This is a genomic window from Janthinobacterium sp. GL_088, assembly GCF_057837845.1.
On record NZ_CM174453.1, the window covers coordinates 1,238,580 to 1,253,774 of the forward strand.

Consider the following 15,195-nt stretch of genomic DNA (forward strand, 5'->3'; position numbering starts at 1 on the left):
TGTGAACCAAGCTTCAGCTATCGATGTAAAACAATTGGGCAAGGTCGGCGTCCTGTTCGGCGGCAGTTCGGCCGAGCGCGAAGTGTCGCTGATGTCCGGCACGGGCGTGCTGGCCGCTTTGACAAGCCGCGGCGTGGACGCGCACGCGTTCGACACGGGTGAACGCAGCCTGGCCGAACTGGCCGCTGAACAATTCGACCGCGTCTTCATCGCGCTGCACGGCCGCTTCGGCGAAGACGGCAGCCTGCAGGGTGCGCTGGAGCAGCTGGGCATTCCCTACACGGGCAGCGGCGTGATGGCGTGCGCGGTGGGCATGGACAAGGTTTACACCAAGATGATCTGGCTGATGCACCAGCTGCCGACGCCACAGTACGCGGTGCTCGATGACAGCTCCGATCTGGCCAAGGTCGCCGCGCAACTGGGCTTGCCGCTGATCGTCAAGCCACCGCATGAAGGCTCGAGCATCGGCATCACCACCGTCAACGAGGCATCGGCCTTCCAGGCGGCCTACGATATCGCCGCCGGTCTCGATGATTCGGTGCTGGCCGAGGAATTCATCAAAGGCCGCGAATTCACCGTCGCGATCCTGGGCAAGGGCGCCACGGCGCGCGCATTGCCGCCGATCGAAATCGTCGCGCCGCAAGGCAATTACGATTACCAGAACAAGTACTTCACGGACGATACGCAGTATTTTTGCCCGCCGCAGCTGGACCCGGCGATCATCGCCGAGATGGAAAGCATCGCCGTGGCAGCCTACCGCGCCCTCGGCTGCGAAGGCTGGGGACGTGTGGACGTGCTGCTGCGCGCGGCCGACAGCAAGCTGTTCCTGCTGGAAGTAAATACCTCGCCCGGCATGACGGGCCACTCGCTCGTGCCGATGGCGGCGCGCGCGGTGGGCATCAGCTATGAAGACCTGTGCCTGGAAATCGTCGCTGGCGCGCGTCTGAAAATGCACAAGGGACAGCGCTGATATGTGGCATGACGCTAAAAGCCTCAATACGACTGCCAACGGCTTGCTGGCCGCGGTTCTGGTCGTGTGCGTGGCCGCCGGCGTCTGGTGGGTGTCGCAGCGTCCCATGTTCGACCTGCGCACGATCAAGGTGGAAAGCGCGGACGACAAGGGCCTGCGCCACGTGAATTACCTGACCCTGCGTAGCGGCACCCTGGGCCGCATCAAGGGCAATTTCTTCACGACCAACCTGGAAAGCGTGCGCGGCGTGTTTGAATCGGTGCCCTGGGTGCGCCGCGCCAGCGTGCGGCGCGAGTGGCCGAACCAGCTGATCGTGGCGCTGGAAGAGCACGAGGCGCTGGGCACCTGGGGCGAGGATGGACGCCTGTTGTCGGTCAAAGGCGACGTGTTTACGGCCAATGTGGCCGAAGCCGAAGACGACCATGAATTGCCTGCGTTTGCCGGCCCCGATGGCAGCGAAAAGGAAGTACTGGCTACCTACGTGCAGCTGGCCAAGTGGTTTGCGCCGCTGAAGATGGTGCCGGAAACCCTGTCGCTGTCGAGCCGCTATGCGTGGACCGTGAAACTGGATAACGGCATGAGCGTGGCGCTGGGACGCGAGCAGAATCATACGACCCTGAAGGCGCGGGTCGACCGGCTGGTGGGCATTTACCCGCAGCTGGCGAGCCGGCTGGAAAATATCGACACGATCGATATGCGTTACCAGAATGGCCTGGCGCTCAGTTCCGCCGGCCTGGTGATACCGGCCGAAGGCAAGGATGGAAAGCCAGTCATGAAGAAGAAAAACAGCAGTCCGATTAAAAAACCGACTTAACTTAATAATTTAGCCCATACATTAGGCGACAGAAATGACAAAAGACGCGAAAAACCTGATCGTCGGCCTCGACATCGGCACCTCGAAAGTGGTGGCGGTGGTAGCCGAAGTGATGTCCGACGGGCGCCACGAAGTGATCGGGCTGGGCCAGCACGAATCGAAGGGCCTGAAAAAAGGCGTGGTGGTCAATATCGAGGCCACGGTGGAGTCCATCCAGCGCGCGCTGGAAGAGGCCGAGCTGATGGCTGATTGCAAGATCCGCAATGTGTACGCGGGCATTGCGGGCAGCCATATCCGCAGCTTCAATTCCAGCGGCATGGTGGCCATCAAGGACAAGGAAGTGACGGCGACCGACGTGGCGCGCGTCATCGAGACGGCAAAAGCGGTTAACATTCCGACCGATCAGCAATTGCTGCACACGGTGCCGCAAGAGTTCATCGTCGACAGCCAGGAAGATGTGCGCGAGCCTATCGGCATGAGCGGCATCCGCCTGGAGGTGAAGGTGCATATCGTCACCGGCGCCGTGTCGGCGGTGCAGAACATCGTCAAGTGCGTGCGCCGCTGCGGCCTGGAGGTGTCGGACCTGATCCTGCAGCCGATGGCGTCGGCCGATGCGGTGCTCACGCCCGACGAGAAGGAACTGGGCGTGGTGCTGATCGACATCGGCGGCGGCACGACCGATGTGGCGGTATTCTCCGATGGCGCGATCCGCCATACGGCAGTCATTCCCATCGCCGGCGACCAGATCACCAACGACATCGCCATGGCCTTGCGCACCCCGACCGCGGAAGCGGAAGAAATCAAGATCCGCTATGGCGTGGCCAAGCAGGTCCTGGCCGATCCCGGCGAATCGCTGGAAGTGCCTGGCCTGGGCGACCGCGGCCCGCGCAACCTGTCGCGCCAGGCGCTGGCGGCCGTGATCGAGCCGCGCGTCGAGGAGCTGTTCGCCATGGTGCACCAGGTGGTGCGCGAATCCGGTTATGAAGGCGTGCTGTCGTCGGGCATCGTGCTCACGGGCGGTACCTCCATCATGCCCGGTATGGTGGAAATGGCGGAAGATATTTTCCTGAAACCGGCGCGCCTGGGCACGCCCGAGTATCGGGGCCAGCTGGCCGACGTGGTGCGCAGTCCGCGCTATGCCACGGTATTGGGCCTGCTGCTGGAAGCGAAGAAGCAATACCTGCGCGGCCACATCGTGACGCGTCAGGACGGCTCGGTGAAGGCAGTCTGGCAGCGCATGAAGGAATGGTTTTTAGGGAATTTTTAAGGGCTTGATTTACGCCCGGCAGCACAGGTTTTTTGGCAGCATCGCAGGTACACACACATAACTTTATTTTATATTTAACCGCAGTTTTCAATCTCCAGTTCTCCTACCAATATGAGGCCTGGCGCTTGGAAACCGCATCTGATAGGAGCACATCATGGAGTTCGATATGGTCGATAACACAGCTTTAGGTACCGTCATCAAGGTCGTCGGCGTCGGCGGTGCGGGTGGCAATGCAGTCCAACACATGATCAACAAAGGCATGTCGGGCGTGGAGTTCATTGCCGCCAACACCGACGCACAGGCCCTGTCGACATCGAAGGCCCACAACATCATCCAGATCGGCGATACCGGTCTGGGCGCCGGCATGAAGCCTGCCGTCGGCCGCCAGCTGGCGGAAGAATCGCGCGCGCGCATCGCCGATTCGCTGCGCGGCGCGCACATGGTCTTCATCGCCGCCGGCATGGGCGGCGGTACGGGCACGGGCGCCGCTCCTATCGTGGCCGAAGTGGCCAAGGAACTGGGCGCGCTGACGGTGGCCGTGGTATCGAAACCGTTCTCGTACGAAGGCCAGAAGTGCATGGACATCGCCGACGAAGGCCTGGAGCAGCTGTCCCTGCACGTCGATTCGCTGATCATCATCCTCAATGAAAAACTGGAAGAGATCTACGAAGACGAAAGCATGCTGGAATGGATGCAGCACGCCGATGATGTGCTCAACAACGCGGTGGCCGGCATTGCCGAGATCATCAACGTGCCTGGCCATATCAACGTCGACTTCAACGACGTGAAAACCATCATGGGCGAGCAGGGCAAGGCCATGATGGGCACGGCGACGGCGTCCGGCGTCGACCGCGCGCGCATCGCCGCCGAACAGGCTGTCGCTTCGCCGCTGCTGGACGGTATCGATCTGTCCGGCGCGCGCGGCGTGCTGGTCAACGTCACGGCCAGCCGTGGCTTGAAAGGTAAAGAGATCAAGGAAGTCATGGCTGCCGTGCGCGCGTTTGCCGCGCCGGACGCGTCGATCGCGCAGGGTATCGCCTACGACGACGCCATGGGCGACGACATCCGCGTGACCGTGGTGGCGACGGGCTTGGGCCGTGCGAAGAAAAACATCCAGCTGGTACCGCAGCAAGTGCTGCGCACCGGTACCCACAACAGCCCGTTGACCCCATCGGCTGCCATGGGTAGCGCGCAGGCGGCGACGACGACGGTTGGCGTGGCCACGCCGGCAGCCGGTTTCGACGGCATGAAGGCGCCGGCAGTATGGCGCCGCGAATCGGCTTCCGAGCAAGTGCGCGCGATGGAAAAGAATGGCATGGAGACGTACGACATTCCAGCCTTCCTGCGCAAGCAAGCCGACTAAGGTGATCCGATGTCAGTAAAGATGACGGCGGCCTGAGGGTCGCCGTTTTTTTTTGCCGGCTTTTGACTTTTGACTTTGCCTTTCCGGCCATTTTCTGCACAAATACGGCAAGTCAGGCATACTATCGCGCAGTGTCGGCATCATGCCGGCAGCATCCTCAACCGACAGTACACAAGGAGTCAACATGACCATCAAGATCGGCGACACCCTGCCAGAAGGCACCCTGGCCGAATTCATCGAAAGCGAAACCGAAGGTTGCGCACTGGGCCCGAACACGTTCAACGTGCAAGATCTGGTCAAGGGCAAGAAGATCGCCATCTTCGGCCTGCCAGGCGCCTACACCCCGACCTGCTCCGCACAGCACGTGCCAGGCTACGTGCAGCACGCTGCCGACCTGAAAGCCAAAGGCGTCGATGAAATCTGGTGCATCTCCGTCAACGACGCGTTCGTGATGGGCGCCTGGGGCCGCGATCAGAAAGCCACCGGCATCGTGCGCATGATGGCTGACGGCAATGCCGCCTACAGCAAGGCACTGGGCCTGGACGCCGATTTCTCCAAGCACGGCATGGGTACGCGCTCGCAGCGTTACTCGCTGCTGGTCGACAATGGCGTCGTGACGCAATTGAACATCGAGCAAGGCGGCAAGTTTGAAGTGTCGAATGCGGAAACCTTGCTGGGCCAATTGGCTTAAGAGCTTTCTGCTTGCATGAAAACGGCGCCATCGGCGCCGTTTTTTTTATTGCACCTGCGGTTTCGTCGCCTCGAACATGGCCGCATCGATGCTGAACGAATAATCGTCCTGCAACGCAAAATACTGGCGCGCTTCCTCGGGTGCGCCATCGAACAGGTTGCGGATGGCCGCCACGCGCTCGTTCGGCGTGCGCATGCGCGCCACCCACTCGTCGAACTGCATCGTCAGTTTCCACACGCTGCGCAAGCTGTGCGTGAATCCCGCATTATTGAATTTGGCGCCCCATTCGCAGGTGCGGTAGTCGCGCACGTGGGACGCGTCGCGCAGCATTTCCACCGCCTGCAAGGTGCTGTCGTACAGGGCCGTTTTCGGCGCGACGATGTCGACCACCAATAAGGTGCCGTTCGGACGCAGCACGCGCCACGCTTCGGCCAGCGCTCCCGCCACGTCGTTCCAGTGGTGCGCGGAAAAGCGCGTGACAACCATGTCGAAGCTGGCGTCGGCAAATGGCAGGCGGGCTACGTCGCCCTGTTGCGTGCTGATGTTGTGCAAGCCGCGCTGCACCTTCGCGTGGTCGACGACGTCGAGCATGGGTTGCGCCAGGTCGTAGGCGACGACGGATGCTGCCACGGGGGCGACGGCGAAGCTGGCGTGGCCGGCGCCGCAGCCCAGGTCCAGTACCACCGGCTTGCCATGGCGGCGCGCGCATTCCTGCATCAGCACCAGGTCGGCGCCTTGCGCGTGGACTGCGCTGCTCAGGTAGGCATTCGCCGTCTTGCCAAACTGTTCGGTAACGACATCGTGCTGCTGCATGATTTTCTCCTGTTGATGGGTGAGTTCCTGCAGAATAGGGATAAAATTATCCTGTAACAAGACCATAACTTATACTGGTATATCTACTACCATGCAGGCATCTCATGTCGAACAAGCTCGCTGAATTCATCCGCGCCCGGCGCGAAGCCGTCACTCCCGCCATGGCTGGCTTGCCCGGCGGCGGGCGGCGGCGCACGCCGGGCTTGCGGCGCGAAGAGCTGGCGCAGCTGTGCGACGTCAGTCCCACCTGGCTGACGTGGCTGGAGCAGGGGCGGCCCGTGTCGGCGTCGGCCAAGATGCTGGCGCGCCTGGCGCAGGTGCTGCAGCTGAGCGCAGCCGAGCGTGCCTATCTGTTCGAAGTGGCCGACAAGCATGACCCCAGCCATGGCACAGGCGAGGGTAGTGGGCCTGCTAGCGCCGAGCTGGCCGCCATCGTCGCCGCCATCGACGCGCCTGCGTACATCCTCGACCGGGAATGGAGTGCCGTGGCGTGGAACGGGGCGGCGTCCACCTTGTTTACAGGCTGGCTGTGCAGTGACGCGGCTGCGCCGAACCAGTTGCGCTTCATGTTCCTGGACGCGGGCGCACGTGACCTGGTCATCGGCTGGCCCGAACGGGCGCGGCGCCTGGTGGCGGAGTTCCGCGCCGATATCGGCCGGCAGGCGGACCACGCGCCGCTGGCCGGCCTGATCGCCGAACTGGCCGATGCCAGCCTTGAATTTCGCCAATGGTGGGGCGCGCAGCAGGTGCAGGGCCGCGATGGCGGTTTGCGCCAGTTCCGGCATGCGCAGCAGGGCTTGCTGGCATTCAACCAGGTGACCTTGCACCTGGCGCGCCAGCATGACTTGAAACTGGTGATGTTGTTGCCTGTGTAGTTGCTCCTTTGAAAATGTAAAACGGCTGCGCTTGTTATAATCGGCTTGATAGTGTGGCCTTGCCATGCTGTCCTGGCTCCGGCCGTCGCCATGATGACGGTCCCGCTCTTTCGCCAGGAGTCTGTCCTGTTACCCCGCAATCCCAACCTGCGCAGCATCTATGTGATGCTGGTCGCCGTCGCCATGTTTTCCCTGATGGACACGGCCATGAAGCTGCTGTCCGCCCACTACCCCGCCATGCAGGTGACGGCTTTGCGCGCGCTGTCGTCCTTGCCGCTCGTGTGCCTGTACCTGCTGTACCGCGGCGCTTTCAATAACGTGCTGAAGGTGCGCTGGCCGCTGCACGTGCTGCGCGGCGCCCTGGGCGTGATGATGATTACCCTGTTTGCGTATGGCTTGAAGCGCATGTCGCTGGCCGAGGCATATTCGCTGTTCTTCGTCGCGCCCTTGCTGATTACGGTCCTGTCGGTTTTTATCCTGAAGGAAAGAGTCGACTTGGCGCGCTGGTGCGCCATCGCCGTGGGCCTGCTGGGCGTGCTGGTGGCGCTGCGCCCCGACGGTTCGGGATTCTTTTCGCTGGCCGGCCTGGCCGTGCTGGGTTCGGCCGCCTGTTATGCCATTTCCGCCGTCACGGGCCGCATCCTGAGCCGCACGGATGCCAGCGAAAGCATGGTCTTCTGGCTGATGGTGATGATGGCCCTTGGCGGCGTGGCCCTCTCGGCGCACGAGTGGGTGAGCATCCGCCGCGAAGACTGGTGGCTGCTGGCGGGCTTGTCACTGAGTGGCTTCCTGGGCCAGTTGGCCATCACGGAGGCGTTTCGCCATGGCAAGGCGTCCAGCGTGGCACCGTTCGAGTACTCGGCCCTGGCCTGGGGCATGGCCCTGGACTGGCTGCTGTGGCGTGCCTTGCCCGACCAGTACACGCTGATCGGCGCGGCCATCATCATCGGCAGCGGTATTTATCTGGTGCGCCGTGAAGCCGTGCATGCGGAAAGCGAACATCCTTAATGAGCGGTTGTGGTATTTCTGGCGTCAGCCATGCCGCGCCGCAACGAAAATCCGGCAAATAGATATAATCGACAGATGTTAAAACAACGCACCATCAAACAACAGGTCCGCACCATCGGTGTCGGTTTGCACTCCGGCACCAAGGTCGAGCTGATCCTGCGTCCCGCCGCGATCGACACGGGCATCGTGTTTCGCCGCATCGACCTCGATCCCATCGTCGAGTTCCCCGCCAGCGCCATGGCCGTGGGCGACACGCGCATGGCTTCCGTGCTGATCAAGGACGGCGCCAGGGTTTCTACCGTGGAACATCTGATGTCGGCCGCGGCTGGCCTCGGCGTGGACAATATGTATATCGACGTGAATGCGGAAGAAATTCCCATCATGGATGGTTCCGCCTCGTCCTTCGTCTACCTGCTGCAGCAGGCTGGCGTGGAAGAGCAGCAGGCGGCGAAGAAATTCATCAAGGTCATCAAGCCCGTGGAAGTGCGTCACGGCAAGGGCGACGCGGAGAAATGGGCGCGCCTGTCGCCGTACGATGGCTTCAAGCTTGATTTCTTCATCGAGTTCAACCATCCGGCCGTCGATGGCACGATGCAGCGCGCTTCCGTCGATTTCGGCGACGTGTCGTACGTGCACGATGTGGCGCGCGCGCGCACCTTCGGTTTCATGCAGGATGTGGAAAGCCTGCGCGGCATGGGCCTGGCGCGTGGCGGTTCGCTGGAAAACGCCATCGTCATGGACGAATACCGCATCCTCAACGCCGATGGCTTGCGCTATGAAGACGAGTTTGTGCGCCACAAGATACTCGACGCCATCGGCGACCTGTACCTGGTGGGCCACCCTTTGCTGGCCTATTACACGGCGCACAAGTCCGGCCACGCGCTGAACAACCAGCTGCTGCTGGCGCTGCTGGAACAGCCGGAATCCTATGAAATCGTCTCGTTCGCCACGAACGAGGCGGCGCCGCAATCCTACCTGCGCCAGATGGAACGCGAGTGGTCCTTGACTTGACGGCCGTTGCTGTTTTTAAATAATTTTAGGGCTAGGGAGCACCTGAAAAATGTTCAGGGCAAGGCGCATTGCCGCAGGCAGTACGAATAGTACGGCCAGGCAATGCAACGCCGCCATGGACTTTTTCTCAGGTGTTCCCAGGTTCGCGGTGGTGGCGGACCATATTGCGCAGCGCCGCGATCAATTGTTCGTTCTGCTTCGACGCCGGCAGGGCCGTGCTCAGCTCTTCCAGGGCTGACATGGCTTTTTCCGGCAAGACCAGCGCCCGCGTATGCACGATGGGCGCGATGCTCTTGATGACTTGCACTTTCAGCTTGATGCCTGAAATCTGCCAGCCCTTTCTTTCCAGTTCCCCTTGTAACTTCGGCAATTGCTGCTTGAGCTTGGCCGCCAGCGCCGCGTTCGGCGTGGCCAGCACCAGTTGGCCGCCCTCGAATTGCAGGATGTCGCAATGCTCGAACATGGCCGGCAGGGCCTTGGCGCAATCTTTTTGCAGGGCGGCCAGGCGCGTGACGGTGGGCATCAGGGAGGCCATCGTCGCGTTGCCGCGCAGAAAATCGGTTGCGCCCGTGACGGCCGGGCCTGAACGGGCAAAGCCGTAGCCGCGGCGCGGTGCCGGAGAATAAATGGGAGATCGCATGGCCGAAACATAGCACACTCGCCCGCGCATGACGAGTGCGGCGGTGGGTGTGGCGCAGGCGGGCGGGCCGTATTGCCTTACAGTATGGAAAATGTCCGCAATTTCTGCCATTTGTTTGTCATTAAGCTATTGTTATATGGCGCATTACCCCAACCATGTCGGGAACGCATGATAAAATCATCGTCTTTTGCCATAGTCGAACTCCGTGCGGTGACGCGATACCTACCTCGTTGTTCCCTACCGAGCTTTTTTTAACGGCGTTTTTTCAAGAATTCAAGCATGTCATTACTGACCCAGATTTTCGGTAGCCGCAACCAGCGGCTGCTCAAGCAATACCAAAAAACGGTACGCGAGATCAATGCGCTCGAGCCGGCCATCGAAAAGCTGTCGGATGCCGAGCTGCAAGCGAAGACGCCTGCCTTCAAGGAACGCATCGCCGCTGGCGAATCGCTCGATGCCTTGTTGCCGGAAGCCTTTGCCGTCTGCCGCGAGGCCAGCAAGCGCGTCCTGCGCATGCGCCATTTCGATGTGCAGATGATCGGCGGCATGGTCTTGCATTTCGGTAAGATCGCGGAGATGGGCACGGGCGAGGGCAAGACCCTGATGGCAACCTTGCCAGCCTACCTGAATGCCCTGTCGGGCAAGGGCGTGCATATCGTCACCGTCAATGATTACCTGGCGCAGCGCGATGCCGAGACCATGGGCCGCCTGTATGCCTGGCTGGGACTGTCGACGGGCGTGAACATGTCGCAGATGGAGCACAGCGCCAAGCAGCAGGCGTACAACTCTGACATCACGTATGGCACGAACAATGAATTCGGTTTCGATTTCTTGCGCGACAACATGGTCTACGAAGCGCGCGAGCGCGTACAGCGCAGCCTGAACTTCGGCATCGTCGATGAAGTCGACTCGATCCTGATCGATGAAGCGCGTACGCCGTTGATCATTTCGGGCCAGGCCGAGAACCATACGGACCTGTATCACAAGATCAATGAAGTGCCTGCGTTGTTGACTTTGCAGATCGGTGAAGAAACGCCGGATGGCAAGGGCAAGGTTGACGTGCCGGGCGACTACACCAAGGATGAAAAGGCGCACCAGGTGCTGCTGACGGAAGCCGGCCACGAAAAGGCAGAAGGCATCCTGATGGAGATGGGCCTGCTGCCGGAAGGCGCGTCGCTGTACGATTCGGCCAACATCACTCTCGTGCACCACCTGTATGCGGCCCTGCGCGCGCATGCGCTGTACTTCAAGGATCAGCACTATGTGGTGCAGAACAATGAAGTGGTGATCGTCGATGAATTCACGGGCCGTCTGATGACGGGCCGCCGCTGGTCCGATGGCTTGCACCAGGCCGTCGAAGCGAAAGAAGGCGTCAAGATCCAGAACGAGAACCAGACCCTGGCCTCGATCACCTTCCAGAACTACTTCCGCATGTACGCCAAGCTGGCCGGCATGACCGGTACGGCCGATACCGAAGCGTACGAATTCCAGGAAATCTACGGCCTGGAAACGGTCGTGATCCCGCAAAACCGTCCGCTGCAGCGCAAGGATCGCCAGGATCAGGTCTACAAATCGTCGGCGGAAAAATACAACGCGATGTTGAACGACATCCGCGACTGCTACGAGCGCGGCCAGCCCGTGCTGGTCGGTACGACCTCGATCGAGAACTCGGAACTGCTGTCGGGCATCCTGACCAAGGCCGATTTGCCGCACAACGTGCTGAACGCGAAGCAGCATGCCCGCGAAGCGGAAATCATCGCCCAGGCAGGTCGTCCGAAAGCCATCACCATCGCCACCAACATGGCTGGCCGCGGTACGGACATTGTGCTGGGCGGTAACGTCGAAAACCAGATCAAGTTCATCGAAGCCAATGCTGAACTGAGCGACGCCGACAAGGCAGCCCAGTCGCAGACCTTGCGCGATGAATGGCAATCCTTGCACGACCATGTGGTCAATGCGGGCGGCTTGCATATCATCGGCACCGAACGCCATGAATCGCGCCGCGTTGATAATCAATTGCGTGGCCGTGCCGGCCGCCAGGGTGATCCAGGGTCGTCGCGCTTCTACCTGTCGCTCGACGACGCGCTGCTGCGCATCTTCGCCGGCGACCGTGTGCGCGCCGTGATGGACCGCCTGAAAATGCCGGAAGGCGAACCGATCGAGGCAGGCATCGTCTCGCGTTCGATCGAATCGGCCCAGCGCAAGGTCGAAGCGCGCAACTTCGACATCCGCAAGCAATTGCTGGAATACGATGACGTCGCCAACGACCAGCGTAAAGTCATCTACCAGCAGCGTAACGAGCTGCTGGAAACGACCGATATTTCCGACATGATCGGCTCGCTGCGCCATGGCGTGTTCACCGACCTGGTGCACGAGTATGTGCCGCATGAATCGGTGGAAGAGCAGTGGGATATCAAGGGTCTGGAAAACACCCTGGCCAGCGAATGGCAGCTCGACTTGCCGCTGCAGCAAATGCTGGAAGCCGATGCGACCCTGACGGACGACGAGATCCTCGAAAAAGTGCTGGTCGCGGCCGATGCCGTGTACCAGTCGAAGATCGATATCGTCGGCAAGGAATCGTTTGGCGGCTTCGAACGCAATGTCATGCTGCAAAGCGTGGACAGCCACTGGCGCGAACACCTGGCGGCGCTCGATCACCTGCGCCAGGGTATTCACCTGCGCGGTTATGCGCAGAAGAACCCGAAACAGGAATACAAGCGCGAAGCGTTTGAACTGTTTGGCCAGATGCTCGACATGATCAAGAACGACGTCACGAAACACGTGATGACGGTACGCATCCAGTCGCGTGAAGAAGTCGATGCGGCCGAACAGGCGATGCAGCAGTCGCACGTGGAAAACGTGCACTACCAGCACGCCGAATTCGACCCGAACGCGGCGCCGGAAGAGCTGCTGGCGCCTACTGCCGGCGGCAACATGGACAACGTCGACGACATGAGCGTGAGCATGGGTGTCAAGGTCGGTCGTAACGACCCATGCCCTTGCGGCAGCGGCAAAAAGTACAAGGCCTGCCACGGCAAGCTGGCATAAGGCGGTTTGACTGCCTGACAAAAAACGGAGACCGCGGTCTCCGTTTTTTTATGCCTTTTCAATTTGCGCGCGCGCATCTACCGGCACGCATGTTCACCGGCGCCGCGAAGGCGCTACAATAGCGCTTCCCTTTTCCCTCGCAGAAGAAATCACCATGGCCGTCAATTCTCCCAAGCCCGTCGCCGCCGACTTGAAAGCCGTCGCCGGCATTGAAATCGGTGTTGCCGAAGCAGGCATCAAGAAACCCAACCGCAAGGATTTGCTGGTATTGAAACTGGCGCCGACGGCCACCGTGGCCGGCGTGTTCACCTTGAACCGCTTCTGCGCCGCGCCCGTGCAAATCTCGAAAGCCAACCTGGCGGCCGTGACGGCCGGCGCCGCGCCGATCCGCGCGCTGCTGGTCAATACGGGCAACGCGAATGCGGGCACGGGCGAATCGGGCCTGGCCGACGCGCAGGCCAGCTGCGCCGCGCTGGCCGAGCTGCTGGGCTGCACGCCGCAGCAAATCCTGCCGTTTTCCACCGGCGTGATCCTCGAACCGCTGCCTGTGCAGCGCCTGGTCGCCGGCTTGCCGCAAGCGGTAGCAGCGCTGACGTCGGACAACTGGTTCTCGGCCGCCGAAGCCATCATGACCACCGACACGCAGCCGAAAGCCGGCTCGCGCACGGTCACCATCGGTGGCCACGCGGTCACCCTGACAGGCATCAGCAAGGGCGCCGGCATGATCAAGCCGAACATGGCCACCATGCTGGGCTTCCTCGCGTTTGACGCCACCGTGGCGCAACCGGTGCTGGACCAGCTGGTGAAGCAGGCAGCCGACAAATCGTTCAACTGCATCACCATCGACGGCGACACGTCCACCAATGACTCGTTCATGCTGGTGGCAACAGGCGCCGGCAGCCTGGTGATCGATTCCATCGACTCGCCGCACTATGCGGAACTGTCGGCCGCCGTCACCGAACTGTCGACCTTCCTGGCACAAGCCATCGTGCGTGACGGCGAAGGCGCGACCAAGTTCATGACGGTGACCGTGGAAGACGGCCGCAACGTGGAAGAGTGCCGCAAGATCGCCTATTCCATCGCCCATTCGCCGCTGGTGAAAACGGCCTTCTTCGCCTCCGACCCGAACCTGGGCCGCATCCTGGCCGCCATCGGCTACGCCGGTGTGGACGACCTCGACGTGGGCCAATTGAACCTGTACCTGGACGACGTGTGGGTGGCCAAGAATGGCGGCCGCAACCCGGACTACCAGGAACAGGATGGCCAGCGCGTGATGCAGCAAAGCGAAATCACCATCCGCGTCAAGCTGGCGCGCGGCGATGCCACGGCCACCTTGTGGACGTGCGACCTGTCGCATGACTACGTGTCGATCAACGCCGACTACCGCTCATGACCAGTCTCGATCAATTCCTGATCCGCGCCGAGCGGGTGCTGGCGCGGCTCGAGTCGATCTTGCCGCCGGCCTTGCCGGCTACCGACTGGAACAGCTTTGCCTTCCGCTGGCGCCGGCGCCAGGGCGCGCTGCCTTATTTGCAGGCCGTGGCGCATGTCTCGTCCATTGCTCTGGATGACTTGCACAATATCGGCACACAAAAGGCGCAGATCGAGCAGAACACGCGCCAGTTCGTTGCCAGCCGCCCCGCCAACAATGTGCTGCTGACGGGGGCGCGCGGCACGGGCAAGTCCTCCTTGATCAAGGCTTGCCTGAACCAGTTCGCCGACCAGGGCTTGCGCCTGATCGAAGTCGACAAGGCCGATCTGGCCGACTTGCCCGACATCGTCGACCTGGTGGCGGCGCGCCCCGAGCGTTTCATCATCTTTTGCGACGACCTGTCGTTCGAAGAGGGCGAGAGCGGCTACAAGGCGCTGAAAGTGGCGCTCGACGGCAGCATCGCCGCGCAATCGGACAATGTGCTGATCTACGCCACCTCGAACCGCCGTCACCTGATGCCGGAACGCATGTCGGATAACACCAGCTACAAGACGGACGACGATGGCGATCTGCATCCGGGCGAGACGGTGGAAGAGAAAATCTCGCTGTCCGAGCGCTTCGGCCTGTGGTTGTCTTTCTACCCGTTCAAGCAGGATGATTATCTCGATATCGCGGCGCACTGGCTGGCCTCGTTTGGCTGCACGCCGGAACAGATTGCGGCAGCACGCGGCGACGCCCTGCGCTGGGCCTTGCAGCGCGGTTCCCGTTCGGGCCGGGTGGCGTGGCAATTCGCGCGCGACTATGCGGGGAAACTTCCTGCGGGAAAGTTGCCGCAATGAGCGAAGTGAAAATTACACCGGTGGATGTCGCCGTCGGCATCCTGATGAAGCCGAACGGCGACGTGCTGCTGGGCCAGCGCCCGGCCGGCAAGCCGTATGACGGCTATTGGGAATTTCCTGGCGGTAAAGTCGAAGCCGGCGAAGCCATTCTTGACGCCTTGAAGCGCGAGTTTGTCGAAGAGCTGGGGCTATATATCGACAGTGCAGAACCCTGGTGCGGCGTCGAATATGTGTATCCGCACGCTCATGTGCGCCTGCATTTCTATATCAGCCGCGAATGGCGGGGCGAGCCGCAAAGCCTGGAAGGGCAGGCGTTCGCCTGGCAAGGCACGGTCGGCGTGGAACCCTTGCTGCCGGCCACCATTCCCCTGCTGGAATGGTTAGATGAGGTACGTCGCGAATCCCTGGCGCCTGCATAATCTTT

General features: G+C 61.4%; 14 protein-coding genes. 12 read left to right on the plus strand and 2 right to left on the minus strand.

Going from position 1 to position 15,195, the window contains the following annotated elements; all coding sequences use genetic code 11:
* Position 1: 1 nt before the first annotated feature.
* The 5 genes from AC3IQ7_RS05635 to AC3IQ7_RS05655 all read left to right on the plus strand — a co-directional run bounded on the left by AC3IQ7_RS05635 (position 2) and on the right by AC3IQ7_RS05655 (position 5,105).
* Positions 2-970, plus strand: a complete 969-nt coding sequence (locus AC3IQ7_RS05635; RefSeq protein ID WP_489208573.1) for a D-alanine--D-alanine ligase — start codon at positions 2-4, stop codon at positions 968-970.
* A gap of 1 nt (position 971) precedes the next feature.
* The gene (locus AC3IQ7_RS05640) at positions 972-1,784 is read left to right on the plus strand and encodes a cell division protein FtsQ/DivIB (RefSeq protein WP_034784973.1); all 813 of its coding nucleotides are present in this window, start codon (positions 972-974) and stop codon (positions 1,782-1,784) included.
* A 34-nt stretch (positions 1,785-1,818) separates the two neighbouring features.
* A complete protein-coding gene (gene ftsA / locus AC3IQ7_RS05645) occupies positions 1,819-3,051 on the plus strand; it encodes a cell division protein FtsA (protein ID WP_010394955.1) in 1,233 nt (410 codons plus the stop codon).
* Positions 3,052-3,205: 154 nt separating this feature from the next.
* Positions 3,206-4,414: a cell division protein FtsZ gene (gene ftsZ, locus AC3IQ7_RS05650; protein WP_034784974.1), complete on the plus strand. Its 1,209-nt coding sequence runs from the start codon at positions 3,206-3,208 to the stop codon at positions 4,412-4,414.
* A 184-nt stretch (positions 4,415-4,598) separates the two neighbouring features.
* The gene (locus AC3IQ7_RS05655; protein ID WP_099379775.1) at positions 4,599-5,105 is read left to right on the plus strand and encodes a peroxiredoxin; all 507 of its coding nucleotides are present in this window, start codon (positions 4,599-4,601) and stop codon (positions 5,103-5,105) included.
* A gap of 45 nt (positions 5,106-5,150) precedes the next feature.
* On the opposite strand, the gene AC3IQ7_RS05660 is transcribed toward AC3IQ7_RS05655, so the two are convergent.
* Positions 5,151-5,918, minus strand: coding sequence for a class I SAM-dependent methyltransferase (locus AC3IQ7_RS05660; protein ID WP_322426459.1), 768 nt, complete (start codon positions 5,916-5,918; stop codon positions 5,151-5,153).
* A gap of 104 nt (positions 5,919-6,022) precedes the next feature.
* Here AC3IQ7_RS05660 and AC3IQ7_RS05665 point away from each other — a divergent pair, with 104 nt between their 5' ends.
* From AC3IQ7_RS05665 to lpxC, 3 genes are all read left to right on the plus strand, one after another.
* The gene (locus AC3IQ7_RS05665) at positions 6,023-6,793 is read left to right on the plus strand and encodes a helix-turn-helix transcriptional regulator (protein ID WP_099379777.1); all 771 of its coding nucleotides are present in this window, start codon (positions 6,023-6,025) and stop codon (positions 6,791-6,793) included.
* Between the two features lie 165 nt (positions 6,794-6,958).
* On the plus strand, positions 6,959-7,801 hold the full coding sequence (locus tag AC3IQ7_RS05670) for a DMT family transporter (RefSeq protein WP_489210396.1): 843 nt from the start codon (positions 6,959-6,961) through the stop codon (positions 7,799-7,801).
* A 75-nt stretch (positions 7,802-7,876) separates the two neighbouring features.
* Positions 7,877-8,812: a UDP-3-O-acyl-N-acetylglucosamine deacetylase gene (gene lpxC / locus AC3IQ7_RS05675; protein WP_099379778.1), complete on the plus strand. Its 936-nt coding sequence runs from the start codon at positions 7,877-7,879 to the stop codon at positions 8,810-8,812.
* Between the two features lie 127 nt (positions 8,813-8,939).
* On the opposite strand, the gene AC3IQ7_RS05680 is transcribed toward lpxC, so the two are convergent.
* A complete protein-coding gene (locus tag AC3IQ7_RS05680) occupies positions 8,940-9,452 on the minus strand; it encodes a DciA family protein (protein WP_099379779.1) in 513 nt (170 codons plus the stop codon).
* Positions 9,453-9,731: 279 nt separating this feature from the next.
* Between AC3IQ7_RS05680 and secA the strand changes: the two genes are divergently transcribed.
* From secA to AC3IQ7_RS05700, 4 genes are all read left to right on the plus strand, one after another.
* Positions 9,732-12,500, plus strand: a complete 2,769-nt coding sequence (gene secA, locus AC3IQ7_RS05685) for a preprotein translocase subunit SecA (RefSeq protein WP_099379780.1) — start codon at positions 9,732-9,734, stop codon at positions 12,498-12,500.
* A 154-nt stretch (positions 12,501-12,654) separates the two neighbouring features.
* The gene (gene argJ / locus AC3IQ7_RS05690; RefSeq protein WP_322426456.1) at positions 12,655-13,893 is read left to right on the plus strand and encodes a bifunctional glutamate N-acetyltransferase/amino-acid acetyltransferase ArgJ; all 1,239 of its coding nucleotides are present in this window, start codon (positions 12,655-12,657) and stop codon (positions 13,891-13,893) included.
* Positions 13,890-14,771, plus strand: coding sequence for an ATP-binding protein (locus tag AC3IQ7_RS05695; RefSeq protein ID WP_322426455.1), 882 nt, complete (start codon positions 13,890-13,892; stop codon positions 14,769-14,771). Before argJ ends, AC3IQ7_RS05695 begins: the two co-directional genes overlap by 4 nt.
* Entirely contained in the window at positions 14,768-15,190 is a 423-nt protein-coding gene (locus AC3IQ7_RS05700) for an NUDIX domain-containing protein (RefSeq protein ID WP_099379783.1), read from the plus strand. Before AC3IQ7_RS05695 ends, AC3IQ7_RS05700 begins: the two co-directional genes overlap by 4 nt.
* The last annotated feature ends 5 nt before the right edge of the window (positions 15,191-15,195 follow it).

Excerpts from the sequence above, each read along its gene's own strand:
- secA (WP_099379780.1), top strand. The coding sequence starts at position 9,732 with ATGTCATTACTGACCCAGATTTTCGGTAGCCGCAACCAGCGGCTGCTC.
- ftsA (WP_010394955.1), top strand. The coding sequence starts at position 1,819 with ATGACAAAAGACGCGAAAAACCTGATCGTCGGCCTCGACATCGGCACC.
- AC3IQ7_RS05700 (WP_099379783.1), top strand. The coding sequence starts at position 14,768 with ATGAGCGAAGTGAAAATTACACCGGTGGATGTCGCCGTCGGCATCCTG.
- ftsZ (WP_034784974.1), top strand. The coding sequence starts at position 3,206 with ATGGAGTTCGATATGGTCGATAACACAGCTTTAGGTACCGTCATCAAG.
- AC3IQ7_RS05660 (WP_322426459.1), bottom strand. The coding sequence starts at position 5,918 with ATGCAGCAGCACGATGTCGTTACCGAACAGTTTGGCAAGACGGCGAAT.
- AC3IQ7_RS05655 (WP_099379775.1), top strand. The coding sequence starts at position 4,599 with ATGACCATCAAGATCGGCGACACCCTGCCAGAAGGCACCCTGGCCGAA.
- lpxC (WP_099379778.1), top strand. The coding sequence starts at position 7,877 with ATGTTAAAACAACGCACCATCAAACAACAGGTCCGCACCATCGGTGTC.
- AC3IQ7_RS05670 (WP_489210396.1), top strand. The coding sequence starts at position 6,959 with ATGCTGGTCGCCGTCGCCATGTTTTCCCTGATGGACACGGCCATGAAG.
- argJ (WP_322426456.1), top strand. The coding sequence starts at position 12,655 with ATGGCCGTCAATTCTCCCAAGCCCGTCGCCGCCGACTTGAAAGCCGTC.
- AC3IQ7_RS05665 (WP_099379777.1), top strand. The coding sequence starts at position 6,023 with ATGTCGAACAAGCTCGCTGAATTCATCCGCGCCCGGCGCGAAGCCGTC.
- AC3IQ7_RS05695 (WP_322426455.1), top strand. The coding sequence starts at position 13,890 with ATGACCAGTCTCGATCAATTCCTGATCCGCGCCGAGCGGGTGCTGGCG.
- AC3IQ7_RS05640 (WP_034784973.1), top strand. The coding sequence starts at position 972 with ATGTGGCATGACGCTAAAAGCCTCAATACGACTGCCAACGGCTTGCTG.
- AC3IQ7_RS05680 (WP_099379779.1), bottom strand. The coding sequence starts at position 9,452 with ATGCGATCTCCCATTTATTCTCCGGCACCGCGCCGCGGCTACGGCTTT.